Below are 18,123 nucleotides of genomic sequence, written 5' to 3'. Positions count from 1 at the left end.
TGATTTTTTGATTCAAGCAAAAAGTACGGTCCAGTTAAGACCAATAAAAGAAGCCGATTTATATGCACTGTGGGAAATGAGTGCGAAAGAAGAAGCGCCAGAATGGAAAAAATGGGATGCACCCTATTATCCGTATTCTCCAAAAACATATGAAGAATTTTTGAAAAATAAGGCCTATTATCTTGAACCTAAGCAAATTAAAGGCATTGAAGTGAATAATGAATTGATTGGAATTGTTTCGTACTATTGGGAACATGAACCTTCAAAGTGGCTTGAAATGGGGATTACCATTTTCAAACCATCCTATTGGAGCGGTGGTTATGGTACTGATGCTTTGAAGCAATGGATGGACATACTGTTTACAGAAATGCCACTCGTGCGCGTAGGATTCACGACTTGGTCTGGGAATGAGCGCATGGTTAAGGTAGGAGAAAAATTAGGGATGACAATGGAAGCGCGTATTCGAAAAGTTCGCTTCTATAATGATGTCTATTATGACTCTATTCGAATGGGTATTTTAAGAGAAGAGTGGGAAGCATTGAATTAAGGAAAGACAAACTCCTCCATTTCGCTATTGCGAAGGGAGGAGTTCTTTTTATTGTCTAATTAAAAGAAGATAAGATTAGATTAATTTAAAAATCTATGATATAAATAGTGTTATTAACCCAATACCTAGTATACAGGTAGGAATAATATGTATGTAAAAGGAGGGTTCGCTGTGGGACGTGAATTCGTAGAAATTTTTGATGAGTGGATAGATTCGTATGATGAATCCGTTTCAGGAAAAGATCCGGAATATCGAGATGTGTTTGATAAATATGAGGAAATTTTAACAGCGGTTACTGAACGATCTTTTGGGACGGTACTTGAATTTGGAACGGGAACTGGTAATTTAACTGCCAAGTTAATCAGTGCGGGTTACAAGGTAATCGGTATTGAACCAAATGCAGCGATGCGAAAAGTTACTGGAGAACGCTTTCCTTATATTTCATTAACGGATGGGGATTTGCTATCTTTTGAAACAACTGAACATATAGATACAATTGTCAGCTCCTACGTTTTTCATCATTTAACGGATGAAGATAAAGGTAAAGCTGTTCAACAATATGCAAGTCTTTTGTCAAAGGGTGGAAAAGTGGTATTTGCGGATACAGTTTTTATTTCAGAACAAGCAAAACAAGACCAAATTAAGAAAGAACGCACGCGTGGTTTTAACAACGTAGCAGATGATTTGGAACGTGAATACTATACGACCATTTCCATTCTTGAAACAATATTTAAGAATGCTGGATTTGAAGTTCGTTTTGAGCGTATGAATGATTATGTATGGCTGATAGATGCAACTAAAAACTAAAGGAGTGTTGAAAAATGAAACAAATGAATGTAGAAAGTTTTAATTTAGATCATACAAAAGTGGTTGCACCTTATGTTCGTTTAGCAGGCAGAAAGCTTGGAGCGAATGGTGACGAAATTTTAAAATATGATATTCGTTTCAAACAACCTAACAAAGAACATATGGAAATGGCAGGTCTTCACTCTATTGAACATTTAATGGCTGAAAATATTCGGAACCATACAGACAAAGTTGTGGATATGAGTCCAATGGGATGTCAGACAGGTTTTTATTTAGCCGTAATAAATCATGACGACTTTGACGAGATTTTGATGATATTAGAAAAAACATTAGAAGATGTTTTAAATGCAACGGAAGTTCCTGCTTGTAATGAAGTCCAATGTGGCTGGGCAGCAAACCACAGTTTAGAAGGCGCAAAAGCCATCGCTCGTGATATGCTTATGAAAAAAGATGAGTGGCGCGTGGTCTTTGCGGAGGAAACTTAATGAATGTTTATGGAAGTGTACATGAATTAATAGGGAACACACCCGTTGTTGAATTAAAAAATATTGAAATTCCAAACAATTGTCGTATTTTTGCGAAACTCGAATTTATGAATCCTGGTGGAAGTGTCAAGGATCGCTTAGGATTATCACTATTACGGGATGCAGAAGAGTCTGGTCAATTACTTCCAGGTGGAACGATAATCGAACCCACTGCTGGGAATACTGGAATTGGTGTAGCTTTAGCAGCGATTGGAAAAGGATATACTGTCAGATTTGTTGTACCTCAAAAATTCAGTATGGAAAAGCAAACGCTGATGCGAGCTCTTGGTGCTGAAATTGTAAATACGCCAACTGAGCTAGGGATGAAAGGTGCGATTGAAAAAGCCATGGAGTTAGTTCAAGAAACTCCAGGTGCTTTTTCACCTTCGCAATTTTCGAACCCAGCCAATCCAGAAACATATGTACACACATTAGGTCCTGAGTTATGGCGTGACTTAGATGGTGAGATTGATGTGTTTGTTGCTGGAGCGGGTTCAGGTGGAACATTTATGGGAACGGCTAGGTATTTAAAAAGTAAAAATGAAGACATTAAGACAGTGATTGTAGAACCAGAAGGCTCTATATTAAACGGTGGAGAAGCTGGATCGCATTATACCGAAGGAATTGGAATGGAATTTTTACCTGGGTATATGGACAAATCCTATTTTAATGCCATTCATACAGTGACGGATCGAGACGCTTTTGACAAACTTCGTGAGTTGTCTTCAAAAGAAGGCTTACTAGTAGGAAGTTCATCTGGAGCTGCTTTATTTGCCTCGTTAGAAGAAGCGAAAGTAGCCAAGCCAGGAAGTCATATCGTCACCATTTTTGCAGACTCTAGTGAACGGTACTTAAGTCAAAATGTGTATGACCTTTTAAAGGAGGATGAATTAAGATGAGACCTAAAACGAAATTAATCCATGCTGGCATCGTTGGAGATGAAACGACAGGTGCTGTTTCAACACCTATTTATCAAGTAAGTACGTATAAGCAAGATGCTGTTGGTGATTTCCGAGGATACGAATATTCTCGTACTGGAAATCCAACACGTCATGCACTTGAAGTATTAATCAGTGACCTTGAAGGAGGACATGCAGGTTTTGCATTTGGATCTGGTATGGCGGCAATCAGTTCAGTTATGATGCTGTTTAACTCTGGTGATCATATCGTGATGACCGACGATGTGTACGGTGGTACATATCGCGTGATGACGAAAGTGCTAAACCGTTTCGGCATTGAATCTACATTTGTGGATTCTTCAAATTTGGCTGAATTTGAAGCGGCTATTCAAGAAAATACAAAGGCGGTCTTCTTGGAAACACCTACGAATCCTTTATTGAAAGTAACGAATATCGCTGACATTGCGAAGCTCGCAAAATCTAAAGGACTTCTGACGATCGTAGATAACACGTTCATGACGCCTTATTTGCAACAACCGATTTCTTTAGGTGCTGATATCGTCTTGCATAGTGCAACGAAATACATTGGTGGCCATAGTGATGTAGTCGCTGGATTAGTTGTAGTAGCTACCGAGGAATTGGCAAAGGAACTTCATTTTGTTCAAAATTCAGTAGGGGCCATATTAGGACCGCAAGATTCATGGTTACTTATTCGTGGATTGAAAACGCTTGGCATTCGTATGGAAGAAACGAATTCGAACGCGAAGCGAATTGCCGATTTCTTAGTTGCTCATGAAGCGGTAGGCAAGGTTTATTATCCTGGACTTGAAACGCATGCCGGACATGACATTATGAAACAACAAACCACTGGCTTTGGGGGAATGATTTCATTTGACGTAGGTAGCACTGAAAAAGCCGCACAGTTATTGAAGAAATTACGTTACTTCACACTAGCTGAAAGTTTAGGAGCGGTGGAAAGTTTAATTTCTGTCCCTGCACAGATGACTCACGCATCGATTCCGGTTGATCGTCGTCAAGAACTGGGTATATTGGACGGCTTGGTTCGTATATCTGTCGGCATTGAAGATGTTGAGGATTTACTAGAAGATTTACAACAAGGTTTAGCTTAATACATTGATGATTGATGTCACCCCATGCGTTTGTGTGGAGTGACTTTTTGCGTTTTCTTGGTCTCAGTTAGAGATTTGGCGATCTTGGTTAGAATTATGGCGATTTCAGTTAGAAAAATAGCATTCTTGGTTAGAATAATCGCCATCTCAGTTGTAATTGTCTTGAAAAATCGTCCTCCTACTTAGCATATCCAACAGCAAAGGCTGCGAAAGCGGAGCGTGCAGCCACAATTAGCCCTGCCCGCTTAGCTTGGCAGGTGTTACTGTTTTTGTGAGTGGTGTCTCAGTTAGAGATTTGGCGATCTTGGTTAGAATTATGGCGATCTCAGTTAGAAAAATAGCCATCTTGGTTAGAATTTTCGTCATCTCAGTTGTAATTGTTAATTAGTGGAAGTGTATGGAACCCAAAATAAAAGCTGCTCCCTGGAAAGGGAACAGCTGATATTCATTATTTACCTTTAAATTGAGGTTTGCGTTTTTCACTGAATGCCATTAGTGCTTCTACACGGTCTTCAGTTGGAATCGTCATTTCGTATGCTTTTCTTTCAATATGTAATCCTGTTTGTAAGTCTGCGTTCATTCCATGTTTAATGGCAAATTTAGCTTGTTGTAAAGCAACTGGTCCGTTTGCAAGCATCATATCTGCAAATTTCCCTGTTTCCTCTAGTAAGCTCTCTTTTGCAACTACTTTCGTTAAAATACCGTAAGATAGAGCTTCTTCAGCATTGAGTCGTCGTGCTGTCAAAATTAATTCCATTGCTTTTGATTCTCCGATTAGTCTAGGTAAACGTTGCGTTCCACCTGCTCCCGGTATAATCGCTAAACTCGTTTCTGTTAATCCAAGAGTGATATCATGGGCAGCAATTCGGAAGTCACAAGATAGTGCGAGCTCCATACCACCTCCAAAAGCATAACCGTTCATCATAGCGATTGTGGGTTGTGGCAAGCTTTCGATCGATGAAAAAACCTCACCGATTTTGTATATATTACGTTTCACTTGTTGTTCAGTTAATGTTTTACGTTCTTTTAAATCAGCACCAACACTAAATGCTTTTTCGCCAGCTCCCGTAAAAATAACCACGCGAATATCTGGGTTAATACGAATCGCCTCAGCTACTTGCCCAAGCTCTCTCAACATTTCATAATTAAATGCGTTCATGGAATCAGGTCGGTTTAACGTGATAATTGCCAAGTTTCCATTCTGTTCATAACGAATGCCTTCCATTTTGTATCCTCCTTAGTTTGTTCACATTTCAGAAAACTTTTCTCCTACAAAACATATCACTTTTTGGACCTTGTTACCATCAGTCTCTATAATGAATTGAAAAGGAGGCGACTGACATGGAACGAATTACGTTGTACCGGATTTTTCGTATTGTATGGATGTCTGTGAAATTTTTTGTACAAGTCACGTTTTTTCAGCGCCGCTACAAAGGACGTTGGACACCAGCTACTGATGTGAAATGGGAGAGGCTAGTCACTAAACAAGCGAAAGAATATAAACGAACCGCCTTGAAAATTGGTGGGCTGATGATTAAGATGGGGCAGTTTTTGTCCACTCGTGCAGATATTATGCCCCCTTCATTTATAGCAGAGCTTGAAGGTTTAACCGATCGTGTACCTGCAGTACCAAGGGAAAAGGCCTTAGTTTTATTAGAAGAAGAATGGAATGTGTTACATACCGATTATTTGTCTTTCCTATCGGATAAACCAGTAGCTTCAGCTTCTATTGGAGAAGTGTATAAAGGAACATTGCTCGATGGTACGACGGTTGCGATTAAAATACAGCGACCTGATATTGACCGGATTTTACGAGCTGATTTTAGAGCGATGAAAATTGTGATTTGGCTAGCGAAGAAATTCACATCTTTTGGAAAACAAAGTGATTTTAATCTTTTATATAGCGAAATGGTGGAAACGATTGGGGCAGAGCTAAATTTCTTGCAAGAACTTCGAAATGGACGTCATTTTGCTGATCGTTTTGAAGATATGCCTGGCGTCGTATTTCCGGTTTATTTCGATGAATTTTCTACAAGACGTGTACTTGTGATGGAATGGATTGAAGGTGCTCGAGTAACCGATTTAGCTTTTATTGAACGAAATGAAATTAACCGCAGAGTACTTTCAGAAAGACTTTTTCGTCTATTTTTAGAGCAAGTATTAGATGGCGGACAGTTCCATGCCGACCCTCATGGAGGAAACATCTTATTGAAAACAGACGGTACCATTGTGTTGATTGATTTTGGGATGGTAGGCTCTATTTCGCAAAGTGAGTCTCGCTCAGTCTTAAAAGTAGTCGAGGGGATTATTTTCAAACAATTTGATCAAGTGTTAGATGGGTTAGAGGAGCTTCGGTTTTTATTGCCAAATGCCGATCGTCGCTTGCTAGCGGATTCCATTTCTCGTGTGGTTGCTGCATATGAGTCGGAAGAATTAACTCAAATGGATAGCTTTGTTGTTGACCGTCTCCTAGATGATTTACGTTTAATTGTCCGGACTCAGCCTGTACAATTGCCAGCTGAATTTGCGTTTTTTGGTCGTGCAGTTTCTACATTTGTGGGTGTTTTGCATGTTTTAGATCCGAAAGTAGATTTACTGGCGATCGCGAGACCTCGTGTTATGGAATGGGCGTCTATGCAGAAAGAAAATGGCGGTGTATTTTCAAAAGAAGATGTCTTACGACTTGCTTTAAATGCCATTGGACCGCTACGTCAGTTCCCTCAGAAAGTGATAACATTTTTAGAAGAACCGACTCGAATGCGGGAGTACCAGATGAGCCGTGATGCTATGCAACGAGATGAACGTATGTTGCTTCAAACACGAATGTTTGCAGGAATTATCGCAATTTTAGCGATGACTTCGACACTATTTAGTATTTGGACAGCTCATGAACCTTTGTTAATAACTTCTGCGTCGATTTTCATTATCTCTATATGGGTATTTAAGTCGAAAAACAGAAAAATTAAATAGGATTATTTAGGATTTTTTGGTATACTGTCCCTATCAATTTTAGTAAATGAGGCGCATAAATGGAGATATTTATTGGGCGTCAACCCATATTTGACCGAACAGAAAAAATTTTTGCTTACGAGCTTTTATATCGAAATAGTGATTTAAATTCATTTCCTCAAATTGATGGTGACCATGCGACTATGGAGGTTCTCATCAATTCTTTTTTAACCATTGGCTTAGATGACTTATCGAATGGTCGTCCGTGTTTTATTAACTTTACGGAAAACTTATTACATGAACCGATTTTTGATACACTCGACTCGAAACATATTGTCATTGAGATTTTAGAAAACGTTCAAATAACTTCTTCATTAATCAGCAGTATCCGTCAGTTGAAACATAAAGGATTTAGAATTGCTCTTGATGATTTTGTTTTAACGAAAGAAATTCTTCAAGCGAAAGAAATTTTTTCATTCGTAGATTTTATAAAAGTAGATTTTATGGGAACTACTCCATCTGAACGAAAAGATATTGAAGTGTTTATTAAATCCACTCATCCACATATTCATTTATTAGCTGAAAAAGTGGAAACTCGTGCTGAGTTTGAAGAAGCTATAAAAGCAGGTTACCACCTTTTTCAAGGATATTTTTTCTCTAAACCTCATATCATCCAAGGAAAAGATATTCCAGCGAATTTGGCTAACTATTTCCGAATTATCGGTTTAATCAGTCAAGAACAGGCTAACGTGACCCACATTTCGGATTTAATTGAACGTGATGTGTCATTATCGTTTAAGTTGTTAAAACTCATTAATGCGTCACCTTCAAAAAATAAAGTGAGATCGATTAAACAGGCAGTTGTCGTTTTAGGATTAACAGAATTACATAAATGGATATATATTTTGGCAATGCGTGAAACCATGCGAGATGAGCTAGATTTCAGCAGAAATGCACTGATTGTGTCCTCTTTATTCCGTGCGAAATTCTGTGAATTGCTAGCAAAGTATAATCGAAAAGAGAATTCTCCAGAATATTTCCTAACAGGCATGTTTTCATTAATGGATTCGCTTTTACACAAACCATTTAGTCAGATCATGCAACAACTACCTTTATCCGATCAAGTTGTTGATACTTTGGTTGGGAACGATACGGAAATGTCCGATTACTTAAACCTTGCAGTAGCTTTCGATCAATTAGATTGGGCACGTATTCAACTTTTTGCGGAGAAATTAGACCTAACGGAAGAACAACTTCATCAAGCCTATAACCAAGCTATGCGCTGGTCTAGTCAAATGGCTTAAGCTATCCTCGGTTGAGGGTAGCTTTTTCTTTCAATAAAACCAGTGAGGTGAAACTGACTTGAACTTATCTGAATTTCAAGAGACATTACATGAGTTATTTGATAAACAGTTATGGAACGATCACGATGGTGACTTCGGGTTTCTAAACAGATCCAACACGTCTATTAAGAAAGTAGGCTATTGCACAAATTTAACACCTGCAACAATTGAACAAGCGATTATACATAAGGTAGATTTGATGATTACACATCATGATGCGTGGGATTTCATTTATGGATTAAAAGACGAATGTATGAAGCTGCTAACTCAACATAATATCAGTCACTTCTTCATTCACGGACCTTTAGATTATGTGGAATTTGGTACGTGTACGTCATTAATGAACGTTCTAGAAGTGGACACGATTTTAAAGTATTCAACCTTTCAAGGTGATAGCATTCCGGGAGTAGGAGAGTATACAAAACCGATTCCTTTTGAAATGTTTGCAGAAAGAATGCAAACCACTTTAAATGAACCGGTTCGCGTATGGAAAAATAATCAGCAAGAAATTAAACGTGTTGGTATTTTAACAGGTGCAGGCAACTCTACCAATCATATTAAAGCGGCGGTAGATAGTGGGTGCGATACATATATCACTGGGGAAGTGAATTTGTATACGATTCAATATGCACAATTGGTTGGGATTAACCTTTTTGTCGGCAGCCACACCTTCACTGAAATCTTTGGGGTTGAAACATTAGTAAAGAAAATACACAAATCTCATCCAGCCTTAGAGATGATTCAACTTTTTGAACCACATGATGAATTAAACCATGCGATGAATAGATTTTAGGGGGATGTATCTATGTTTGCCGTAAATGTAGAAGCTGCCATTTTCAATGAAGACAAATGGCTCTTAATTAGACGAAGTGAAAAAGAAGAGCATGCTGGAGGTTGTCTATCTTTGGTTGGTGGTCAAGTGGATAAAGAAAGTGCTGCTTCTTCAGATATTTTAGAAAGAACATTAATTCGAGAAGTCAATGAAGAAATCGGGATTGAGGTTTCGAACTTGAGCTACGTAAATAGTTCTTCGTTCATTACTGATTCTGGTATCCACGTTGTTGACATCGTATTTCTTTGCAAAGGATTTGTTGGCGAAGCATTTGCAAAAAGCAGTGATGAAGTGGATGAAGTAGTCTGGATGACCACACAAGAAATTCTAAATCATGCGGATCTACCGCTTTATTTAAAAGAAAATATCAAGCTAGCAGATCGGTTAAAAAGCGAACATCTAGCATCTTCTAGGACCTGAAAAGGTCTTTTTATTTTGAATAAAATCTCATTCAAGTAGACTTGAAGTGAGACGGGACAAGGGTTTGTGAAAGAAAAAGTAATTATTGGCACTTGTATTTTTGAAAAAATAGGGTACACTAAAAATACGAACAAACGTTCTTAAAGGAGGCGAGAGTATGCCACTCATTCCAGCAGAGAGTTTACCCCATTTCGAAAATATGATTTACTTGCCAATGGTTTTGACGGTTTTGGAGCGGGATCGTGAAATTGTGGAAAAAGGACCTTTTAAATTGAAAAGACCTTATGTCGCAATGATTGATCAAGCAGTAAAAGAGGCTCAACGTGAGTTAAAAGATACGAAATTGTATCTCCGCCAAAAGAACATGAAAATCATCCGAGGCAACCGCGATGATACCTTCACCGAATATGTCTTCTTTTACGGCGGTTACGAAGAACACCGTCGCTACCTAAATGTCCGGCTGCGCAATCGTGTAGAGGAACTTCTTGGCGTGTATTTGGTCAAGATGAAACAAGTCAATTGAAAATCAGTATATGTTTAAAAGTCCTTTCTATAAGCATAGGAAGGACTTTTACTATTAATGTGTGAAGTTTAACGCTTTGGCATGATACGACTTTGTAAATATGTAACTGGAGGCTGTGAAAATGGTTTTTGAATATGTTGACGAGTTTTTTGGAAATGGTTCATAAGAAAGTGACAAAGAACAAATTGTCTGCACATCGTGGTATACGAAACGTTGACTGGAATCACACGTGTATTCGTGAAATGTACGAGGCATTGTCCAAGTGAGTTTTGAGAGTAATACTCGACAGCAGAAAAAGCAATCCATATATTACTGTCTGAATCTGGAGAAAGTGTCGGCATCATGATGAGAGGGTGACCGAAATCATGTGAAAGAATAATTGGGATCTTATGTAAGTTTCCAATGGCTTCTTTAGAAAAAAATGTGGCGTGCTTATAAGAGGTACCATAAAAAATGAGTGACTTTTTAATAATGTTAATAGGTTTCATTTTTACAATAAACTCAGCATGGTTTTCAATAACACGTGTACATAGCTTGTGTTCAATCCAAATTGGTTCGAGTGAAACGGTGTTGAATGAAACGAGGTAATTCGATGCAACAGACAATTGAGTGTTCAAATATTCACATCCCCTTTTTTAGCCTACAAACCCTATTATAGAGAAATTTGGAAATTCCGCAATATTAATTAACTAAAAAATGAAAATATTCGGATAAAAATATAATTGAATTTTCAGAAAAAACATTTGCAACTTTACTGCTTTATTATCTATAATAGAAAAAAGGCATCCGAGGTGAATGCGATGGATAAATATTATTCTTATGCCGATTTTCTGAAAGCCATGGGACGGAGTCAAACGGTTACTGAAGCAGAAAAGCTGCTGAATGAGATTTATATGGATTTATTTTTAAACCATGTGCATCGGGAGCAGCGAAAAGAGAGATTACTTACATTAATTGATGATGCACTTGATCAAAAAAACAAAGGATCCTTTGTTGCTTTTGCGCAAGAACTTCAAGAACTTCAACGTGAAAGTGAAGTTATTTAACCTAATAATCCTTTAGTGTATCCGTTCTTTTCGAAGAACGGATTTTTGCTTTTACGGATTAGAAAGTACAAGTTTACGGATAATAGTAAAAGAAAGACATAGCTTTCACCAGCTTCGGTGCAAGCTATGTCTTTCTAAATTTCACGAAAAAACATACGTTCGCTTTTTGTTCGTAATAAAAAGGGGAATATGATAAGCTAAAAGTATAAATAAAAAACGAATTTCAGAGCAAATATTGCTTTACTATAGGAGGAATTGTTATCGTACAGTCATTTGATTTACAAGCTCCTTATCGCCCAGATGGAGATCAGCCTCAAGCCATTAAAGAATTAATACAAGGACTTGAAGATGGAAAAAAGTATCAAACTTTACTTGGAGCAACGGGAACTGGGAAAACATTCACTGTTTCGAATGTCGTGAAAGAAATTAAGCGTCCCACGTTAGTTATGGCTCACAATAAAACATTAGCAGGCCAATTATATAGTGAGTTTAAAGAGTTTTTTCCGAATAATGCAGTTGAATACTTTGTTAGTTTTTATGATTACTATCAACCGGAAGCCTATGTTCCGCAAACCGATACGTACATCGAAAAGGATTCCAGTATAAATGAAGAAATTGATAAGCTACGTCACTCAGCAACCTCTGCATTATTTGAAAGGGAAGATGTATTAATCGTCGCTTCCGTATCATGCATTTACGGACTCGGTAATCCTGAAGAATATAGAGAAATGGTGTTATCCCTTCGCAAAGGAATGGAAATTGAACGCAATCAACTTTTGAGAAAATTGGTTGATATACAATACGAGAGAAATGATGTGAACTTTGTACGAGGTAAATTTCGCGTTCGAGGAGATGTTGTAGAGATATTCCCAGCTTCTCGCGACGAACGTTGTATTCGTGTTGAGTTTTTTGGGGATGAAGTAGATCGTATTCGTGAAGTAGATGCTCTAACTGGTGAGATTATCGGAGAACGTGAACATGTTGCTATATTTCCGAATTCCCATTTCGTAACACGTGAAGAAAAACTCGTAAAAGCTATCGAAAACATTGAGGTTGAACTAGAAGAACAGTTGAAAATTATGAGAGCTGAGGACAAGCTACTTGAAGCACAGCGACTTGAACAACGGACTCGTTATGATTTAGAAATGATGCGAGAAATGGGCTTTTGTTCAGGGATTGAAAACTACTCTCGTCATTTAACATTACGTGAACCTGGTGCAACTCCTTATACATTGCTTGATTACTTCCCAGATGATTTCTTGTTAGTAGTAGATGAAAGTCACGTAACGTTACCACAGGTTCGAGGTATGTTCAACGGTGACCAAGCTCGTAAAAAAGTGTTGGTCGATCACGGATTCCGTTTACCATCTGCTATGGATAATCGTCCTTTAACATTCCAAGAATTTGAAGGTCATATGAAACAAGCGATATTTGTATCTGCCACACCGGGACCATATGAGTTAGAACACACGCCGGAAATGGTCGAACAAATCATCCGTCCAACTGGGCTACTTGACCCAACGATTGAAGTTCGCCCAATCGAAGGACAAATTGATGATTTAATAGAAGAAATCCGTAAGCGAACAGAGAAGAATGAACGCGTACTAGTAACGACGCTTACGAAAAAAATGTCCGAAGATCTTTCGGCTTACCTAAAAGAAATTGGGGTAAAAGTAAACTATCTCCATTCAGAAATAAAAACGTTAGAACGAATTGAAATCATTCGTGAACTTCGAATGGGCGTGTACGATGTCTTAATAGGAATAAACTTATTAAGAGAAGGACTAGATATTCCAGAGGTATCACTTGTGACAATCTTAGATGCTGATAAAGAAGGATTTTTACGTTCTGAACGTTCACTCATTCAAACGATTGGACGTGCTGCACGTAACTCGAATGGTCATGTCATTATGTATGCGGATCGTATGACTGATTCGATGACCAAAGCGATTGGTGAAACAGAACGCCGACGCACGATACAGAAAGAATATAACGAAAAACATGGTAAAACACCGACTACTATTCAGAAAGAGATTCGCGATGTAATTCGTGCATCACACGACTCTGAAGAAACGGTGACATATATGGAAAAAGTAACAAAAGGAAAGAAACTCACAAAAGACGAGAAGGCAACGCTCTTGCTAACCCTCGAAAAAGAAATGAAAGATGCAGCAAAAGCATTAGATTTCGAGCGTGCAGCAGAATTGCGTGATACCATTTTGGAACTGAAAGTGGAAGGATGATTGAATTTGAAAAACCAGGAAATACGTATAGAAGGTGCTCGAGCACATAATTTAAAAAATCTATCTTTATCGATTCCACGTGATAAGCTCGTCGTTATGACGGGTTTATCAGGTTCCGGTAAATCATCTTTAGCATTCGATACGATATATGCAGAAGGTCAACGTCGTTATGTTGAATCACTTTCTGCTTATGCTAGACAGTTTTTAGGTCAAATGGACAAGCCGGAAGTTGACTCCATTGAGGGGTTATCGCCAGCCATCTCAATCGATCAAAAAACGACGAGCCGTAATCCGCGTTCAACAGTTGGGACAGTAACGGAAATTTATGATTATTTGCGACTATTGTATGCACGTGTAGGAAAACCGATATGTCCAAATCACGGGATTGAAATTACTTCCCAAACAATTGAACAAATGGTAGATCGCTTACTCGAGTTTCCAGAAAAAACACGCATGCAAATTCTAGCTCCCATTGTTTCGGGTCGTAAAGGAACACATGCCAAAATGCTGGAAGATGTTAAAAAGCAAGGTTATGTAAGGGTTCGTGTAAATGGTGATTTAATGGACTTAGACGATGACATTCAATTAGAGAAAAATAAAAAGCACGATATTGAAATTGTCATTGACCGAATTGTGATGAAAGAAGATATTGCTCCACGTCTTGCAGACTCTTTGGAATCGGCATTACGTTTAGCTGATGGACGAGTACTGATTGATGTAATGGAGCATGAAGAGATTTTATTTAGTGAACATCATGCATGCCCTATTTGTGGCTTCTCAATTGGGGAACTAGAACCACGTATGTTTTCATTTAACAGTCCTTTTGGTGCTTGTCCAGAATGTGATGGTTTAGGAACAAAACTCGAGGTGGATCCAGAATTAGTCATTCCTGATTGGTCCCTATCTCTTAAAAAGGGTGCCATTGCCCCTTGGGAACCAACGAGTTCACAATATTACCCACAATTATTAGAAGCAGTATGTAAGCATTATAAAATTGATATGTCTGTTCCAGTAGAAGAACTACCAAAAGAGCAAATGGATAAAATTTTATATGGTTCAGGGTCAGATAAAATTAGATTTAGATACGAGAATGATTTTGGACAAGTGCGAGACAACGCTATTCATTTTGAAGGAGTTATTCCAAATATTGAACGTCGATTTAAAGAGACGTCATCTGATTACATTCGTGATCAAATGGAAAAATACATGGCGCAACAAGATTGCCCAACATGTAAAGGTTATCGTTTAAAACCTGAAACATTAGCAGTGAAGGTTGATTCTATTCATATTGGGAAAGTCACAGAATTCTCGATAGAAGAAGCCGATAAATTCTTTGATCAATTGCGTTTATCGGAAAAAGATATGCAAATTGCCAAGATGATTTTACGTGAAATTCGAGAACGTTTAGGATTTTTAATTAATGTTGGGTTGGATTATTTAACATTAAGCCGTGCAGCTGGAACCTTATCTGGAGGAGAGGCTCAACGTATTCGATTAGCTACCCAAATCGGATCACGTCTTACAGGCGTACTATACATTTTGGATGAGCCATCCATCGGTTTGCATCAACGAGATAATGATCGCTTGATTGCTACATTAAAAAATATGAGGGATATCGGCAATACATTAATCGTTGTAGAACATGATGAAGATACAATGATGGCAGCCGATTATTTAATAGATGTTGGTCCTGGTGCTGGTGTGCATGGTGGAGAAATCGTGGCATCTGGAACTCCTGAGCAAGTAATGAAAAGTAAAAAATCTTTAACTGGCCAGTATTTGAGTGGAAAGAAATTCATTCCACTTCCAATTGAACGCAGAAAACCAGATGGACGCATGATTTCGATAAAAGGTGCAACTGAAAATAATTTAAAAAATGTTTCCGTTGATATTCCACTAGGGGTTTTCACATCCATAACAGGCGTTTCAGGATCAGGGAAAAGTACGTTAATAAATGAGATTTTACATAAATCTCTTGCCCAAAAACTGAACCGAGCCAAAGCGAAGCCTGGGCAACATAAAGAAATTACGGGTGTGGAAGCACTTGAAAAAGTAATCGATATCGATCAATCACCTATTGGTCGTACACCTAGATCAAATCCAGCGACCTATACAGGCGTGTTTGACGATATTCGTGATGTCTTTGCATCAACGAATGAAGCAAAAGTTAGAGGATATCTAAAAGGACGATTTAGCTTCAATGTAAAAGGCGGTCGTTGTGAAGCATGTCGCGGCGATGGAATCATTAAAATTGAAATGCATTTCTTACCGGATGTTTATGTACCATGTGAAATCTGTCATGGGAAACGCTATAATCGTGAAACACTAGAAGTTCGATATAAAGGTCAAAATATCGCAGAGATATTAAAAATGACGATAGAAGATGCAACGAAATTCTTTGAAAACATTCCAAAGATACAACGAAAACTACAAACGATTGTTGATGTTGGTCTTGGTTACATGGAATTAGGACAACCAGCAACGACTTTATCGGGCGGGGAAGCCCAACGAGTGAAACTTGCTTCTGAATTACACAAACGTTCGAATGGAAAGTCTTTTTATATTTTGGATGAGCCCACAACTGGTTTGCATGCCCATGACATTGCTCGTTTGCTGATTGTATTGCAAAGGCTTGTAGAAAATGGAGATACGGTGGTAGTCATTGAACATAATTTAGATGTGATTAAAACTTCTGATTATATTATTGACTTAGGACCTGAAGGCGGAGACAAAGGTGGAACGATTTTAGCGGTTGGGACACCGGAAGAAATTGCGAAAGTCAAAAAATCATATACGGGTCATTATTTAAAACCTGTACTTGAGCGCGAACGAAAACGAATGGATGTAGAATTAGAAAAAGCTTCTAAGAAGAAAACAAAAAAAGTTCCAGTAGAAGCAAAGTGAAACCTTTTACCAATTGATTCGTATGTATAAGGGAATAGAAAGGTATGCCTAAAAGCAACCTTAGAGGAGGCCAATAATATGCAAGAAGAACGTAAACGCATTTTAGACTTAGTTGAAAAAGGTTCGATTTCTGCTCAAGAAGCGTTAGTATTGCTAGAGGCTCTAGGAAATGAAACGGGTAATACGACTGGTCCTACTAAACAGGTGGAACAGCCGACTCATTCAAGTCACTCCAACAAAGAAACACATACGAAAAGTTCAACATCATCTCAAGCAGATGATTTCATGGAAGATATTAAACGGGATTTTTCACAATTTGGCGATCGATTCATGCAATTAATGCAATCAGCCGTTGGAAAGATGAAATCATTTGATTTCGATATGCCTTTTGGTGAGCCAATGGAATTTCACCACACCATCCACAAGGAAGAAGTGGATTTTAACAACATTTCAGCTGATTTAGCCAATGGTAAGTTAGAGATTTATCCATCACAAGACGGGAAGCTGCGAGCAGAATGTCACGTGAAAGTCTACAGATCTTCTTCTGAAGAAGAAGGGAAAAGGGAATTCCATGACAAGTTTGTTTTTGTGGTAGATCAACAAAAATTACGTATTATTAGTGATTTGAAAACGACTTCCGTAAATATTGTTCTCTATATACCAAAAGCAAAATACGATTCTATTTCAGTTCGATTGTTTAATGGTGCATTCAATGGGAAACACCTCGAAACGGACCGTTTAAAAGTGAAAACTGCGAACGGGAAGATTGAACTTAAGGATTGTTCAATCGAGGACGGAGAAATCCAAACAGCGAATGGAGCTATTCTTGTAAAAGATGCAAAAGGGAATAAAATCGATGCCGAAACAATTAATGGGCGTATTTATATCGATGGGCTTCTGAAAAATATTGAGGCGCAATCTGTAAATGGTCATGTGGCATTAACGACAAAAAATAAAGAAGCTACTAAAATTGAAGGTCTTGCAGTAGCAGGATCCGTAGAAATTTACGTTCCATCTTCCGTTGCTTTACAAGGTGAAGTATCATCGAACTTTGGCAAAATGGATGTTGCTTTGCCAGATGTAACGAGATTAAATGAACAAGACCATTTCTTACAAAAGAATATTCGTTTTACAAAAGACCTTGAAGGTTCATCTGCTCCTTTATACATCAAAGGTGAAGCGAAAACAGGTTCAATCTTAGTCCGCTACATTAGTTCTGAATAAACAAGTAAAAAACCCGAATCGATTTCGATTCGGGTTTTCCTTTTCCTAACATTGTTTAGTTCTTTCAATAAAACGTTGAATTCCATTTGAGATTCCATCAGCACATTGTTGCTGATACACAGAATCTTTCAATAACTTCATTTCTTGTTTATTCGTCATAAAACCGCATTCTACTAATACTGCAGGCATATTTGTTTCTCGCAAAACTGCGAAGTTTCCTTGTTTGATACCCCTATTTTTACGACCTGTTGACTTGATCACCTCTTGGTGAATCAACGTAGCAAAACTCCTCGTGACACTTCTCGCGTGTAACCATGTAAAGGTTTCAATCCCATTTACTTCATTCCATTGTTTACCAAATGCGTTTGCATGTATCGAAATGAATAAATCTGCTTTCATACGATTAGCTAAGGTGATCCGCTCATTCAAAGGAACATCTCGATTAATATCATGTGAAAAAATACATAGGACATTCTGGCTTTGCAAGTTCTTTTTAAGTCGCCTAGCGACTGCTTCATTGAACTCAAATTCTCTTAACTGACCGTCTGGTGAACGTTTACCAGGGGTGTGTGGTCCATGACCTGCATCAATAATAATTTTCAACATTTATCAACCCTCCTCTTTCCTATATAGAAAGGAATTCAAGAAAAGGGACAAGTTGAGGTTAAAATCATTTCATTTCTCGGTAGTCATGCTAAAATATGAAGCATGAAGAATGATTCGAAATTCGAA

17 protein-coding genes are annotated in these 18,123 nt (G+C 38.1%); 14 read left to right on the top strand and 3 right to left on the bottom strand.

The features are described 5' to 3' along the window. The first annotated feature begins 10 nt into the window (after window positions 1-10). The 5 genes from AC3EA5_RS08380 to AC3EA5_RS08360 all read left to right on the top strand — a co-directional run bounded on the left by AC3EA5_RS08380 (window position 11) and on the right by AC3EA5_RS08360 (window position 3,907). On the top strand, window positions 11-547 hold the full coding sequence (locus tag AC3EA5_RS08380) for a GNAT family N-acetyltransferase (RefSeq protein WP_488607974.1): 537 nt from the start codon (window positions 11-13) through the stop codon (window positions 545-547). 171 nt (window positions 548-718) lie between these two features. Then, complete coding sequence (locus AC3EA5_RS08375) at window positions 719-1,354, top strand: class I SAM-dependent DNA methyltransferase (RefSeq protein WP_488607903.1); 636 nt, start codon at window positions 719-721, stop codon at window positions 1,352-1,354. A 14-nt stretch (window positions 1,355-1,368) separates the two neighbouring features. Further along, window positions 1,369-1,839: an S-ribosylhomocysteine lyase gene (locus tag AC3EA5_RS08370; RefSeq protein ID WP_488607902.1), complete on the top strand. Its 471-nt coding sequence runs from the start codon at window positions 1,369-1,371 to the stop codon at window positions 1,837-1,839. Continuing rightward, a complete protein-coding gene (locus AC3EA5_RS08365) occupies window positions 1,839-2,777 on the top strand; it encodes a PLP-dependent cysteine synthase family protein (protein WP_488607901.1) in 939 nt (312 codons plus the stop codon). Before AC3EA5_RS08370 ends, AC3EA5_RS08365 begins: the two co-directional genes overlap by 1 nt. Further along, complete coding sequence (locus AC3EA5_RS08360) at window positions 2,774-3,907, top strand: bifunctional cystathionine gamma-lyase/homocysteine desulfhydrase (protein ID WP_488607900.1); 1,134 nt, start codon at window positions 2,774-2,776, stop codon at window positions 3,905-3,907. The genes AC3EA5_RS08365 and AC3EA5_RS08360 overlap by 4 nt, the downstream gene beginning before the upstream one ends. 448 nt (window positions 3,908-4,355) lie before the next feature. On the opposite strand, the gene AC3EA5_RS08355 is transcribed toward AC3EA5_RS08360, so the two are convergent. After that, on the bottom strand, window positions 4,356-5,132 hold the full coding sequence (locus tag AC3EA5_RS08355; protein WP_488607899.1) for an enoyl-CoA hydratase-related protein: 777 nt from the start codon (window positions 5,130-5,132) through the stop codon (window positions 4,356-4,358). A 116-nt stretch (window positions 5,133-5,248) separates the two neighbouring features. On the opposite strand from AC3EA5_RS08355, the gene AC3EA5_RS08350 reads away from it, so the two are divergent. The 5 genes from AC3EA5_RS08350 (at window position 5,249) to AC3EA5_RS08330 (ending at window position 9,974) form a co-directional block, all read left to right on the top strand. Beyond that, window positions 5,249-6,877 carry an ABC1 kinase family protein gene (locus AC3EA5_RS08350; RefSeq protein WP_488607898.1) on the top strand — a complete coding sequence of 543 codons (1,629 nt, stop codon included), beginning with the start codon at window positions 5,249-5,251 and terminating at the stop codon, window positions 6,875-6,877. 59 nt (window positions 6,878-6,936) lie between these two features. Beyond that, the gene (locus AC3EA5_RS08345; protein WP_488607897.1) at window positions 6,937-8,160 is read left to right on the top strand and encodes an EAL and HDOD domain-containing protein; all 1,224 of its coding nucleotides are present in this window, start codon (window positions 6,937-6,939) and stop codon (window positions 8,158-8,160) included. 58 nt (window positions 8,161-8,218) lie between these two features. Continuing rightward, entirely contained in the window at window positions 8,219-8,992 is a 774-nt protein-coding gene (locus AC3EA5_RS08340; protein ID WP_488607896.1) for a Nif3-like dinuclear metal center hexameric protein, read from the top strand. 12 nt (window positions 8,993-9,004) lie between these two features. Continuing rightward, window positions 9,005-9,451, top strand: a complete 447-nt coding sequence (locus tag AC3EA5_RS08335; protein ID WP_488607895.1) for an NUDIX hydrolase — start codon at window positions 9,005-9,007, stop codon at window positions 9,449-9,451. 157 nt (window positions 9,452-9,608) lie between these two features. Then, window positions 9,609-9,974 (top strand): YhjD family protein, encoded by a 366-nt coding sequence (locus AC3EA5_RS08330; protein ID WP_394188841.1) that lies wholly within the window; start codon window positions 9,609-9,611, stop codon window positions 9,972-9,974. 68 nt (window positions 9,975-10,042) lie between these two features. Here AC3EA5_RS08330 and AC3EA5_RS08325 read toward each other — a convergent pair whose 3' ends face one another. Then, on the bottom strand, window positions 10,043-10,591 hold the full coding sequence (locus AC3EA5_RS08325; RefSeq protein ID WP_488607894.1) for a competence protein ComK: 549 nt from the start codon (window positions 10,589-10,591) through the stop codon (window positions 10,043-10,045). A 183-nt stretch (window positions 10,592-10,774) separates the two neighbouring features. On the opposite strand from AC3EA5_RS08325, the gene AC3EA5_RS08320 reads away from it, so the two are divergent. The 4 genes from AC3EA5_RS08320 (at window position 10,775) to AC3EA5_RS08305 (ending at window position 17,391) form a co-directional block, all read left to right on the top strand. Beyond that, complete coding sequence (locus tag AC3EA5_RS08320; RefSeq protein ID WP_488607893.1) at window positions 10,775-11,020, top strand: IDEAL domain-containing protein; 246 nt, start codon at window positions 10,775-10,777, stop codon at window positions 11,018-11,020. A gap of 260 nt (window positions 11,021-11,280) precedes the next feature. Beyond that, entirely contained in the window at window positions 11,281-13,263 is a 1,983-nt protein-coding gene (gene uvrB / locus AC3EA5_RS08315) for an excinuclease ABC subunit UvrB (RefSeq protein WP_488607973.1), read from the top strand. A gap of 6 nt (window positions 13,264-13,269) precedes the next feature. Further along, the gene (gene uvrA, locus AC3EA5_RS08310; RefSeq protein WP_488607892.1) at window positions 13,270-16,167 is read left to right on the top strand and encodes an excinuclease ABC subunit UvrA; all 2,898 of its coding nucleotides are present in this window, start codon (window positions 13,270-13,272) and stop codon (window positions 16,165-16,167) included. A gap of 78 nt (window positions 16,168-16,245) precedes the next feature. Next, the gene (locus AC3EA5_RS08305) at window positions 16,246-17,391 is read left to right on the top strand and encodes a DUF4097 family beta strand repeat-containing protein (RefSeq protein WP_488607891.1); all 1,146 of its coding nucleotides are present in this window, start codon (window positions 16,246-16,248) and stop codon (window positions 17,389-17,391) included. 45 nt (window positions 17,392-17,436) lie between these two features. Here AC3EA5_RS08305 and AC3EA5_RS08300 read toward each other — a convergent pair whose 3' ends face one another. After that, the gene (locus AC3EA5_RS08300; RefSeq protein ID WP_488607890.1) at window positions 17,437-17,997 is read right to left on the bottom strand and encodes an N-acetylmuramoyl-L-alanine amidase family protein; all 561 of its coding nucleotides are present in this window, start codon (window positions 17,995-17,997) and stop codon (window positions 17,437-17,439) included. Window positions 17,998-18,123 lie beyond the last annotated feature (126 nt).

The sequence above is a fragment of the Paenisporosarcina sp. genome, from assembly GCF_057785155.1.
The sequence above is the reverse complement of the archived record's forward strand: the minus strand, read 5'-3'. Positions and strand labels throughout refer to the sequence as shown.

Excerpts from the sequence above, each read along its gene's own strand:
- AC3EA5_RS08360 (WP_488607900.1), top strand. The coding sequence starts at position 2,774 with ATGAGACCTAAAACGAAATTAATCCATGCTGGCATCGTTGGAGATGAA.
- AC3EA5_RS08320 (WP_488607893.1), top strand. The coding sequence starts at position 10,775 with ATGGATAAATATTATTCTTATGCCGATTTTCTGAAAGCCATGGGACGG.
- AC3EA5_RS08345 (WP_488607897.1), top strand. The coding sequence starts at position 6,937 with ATGGAGATATTTATTGGGCGTCAACCCATATTTGACCGAACAGAAAAA.
- AC3EA5_RS08350 (WP_488607898.1), top strand. The coding sequence starts at position 5,249 with ATGGAACGAATTACGTTGTACCGGATTTTTCGTATTGTATGGATGTCT.
- AC3EA5_RS08305 (WP_488607891.1), top strand. The coding sequence starts at position 16,246 with ATGCAAGAAGAACGTAAACGCATTTTAGACTTAGTTGAAAAAGGTTCG.
- AC3EA5_RS08370 (WP_488607902.1), top strand. The coding sequence starts at position 1,369 with ATGAAACAAATGAATGTAGAAAGTTTTAATTTAGATCATACAAAAGTG.
- AC3EA5_RS08330 (WP_394188841.1), top strand. The coding sequence starts at position 9,609 with ATGCCACTCATTCCAGCAGAGAGTTTACCCCATTTCGAAAATATGATT.
- AC3EA5_RS08335 (WP_488607895.1), top strand. The coding sequence starts at position 9,005 with ATGTTTGCCGTAAATGTAGAAGCTGCCATTTTCAATGAAGACAAATGG.
- AC3EA5_RS08355 (WP_488607899.1), bottom strand. The coding sequence starts at position 5,132 with ATGGAAGGCATTCGTTATGAACAGAATGGAAACTTGGCAATTATCACG.
- AC3EA5_RS08365 (WP_488607901.1), top strand. The coding sequence starts at position 1,839 with ATGAATGTTTATGGAAGTGTACATGAATTAATAGGGAACACACCCGTT.
- AC3EA5_RS08300 (WP_488607890.1), bottom strand. The coding sequence starts at position 17,997 with ATGTTGAAAATTATTATTGATGCAGGTCATGGACCACACACCCCTGGT.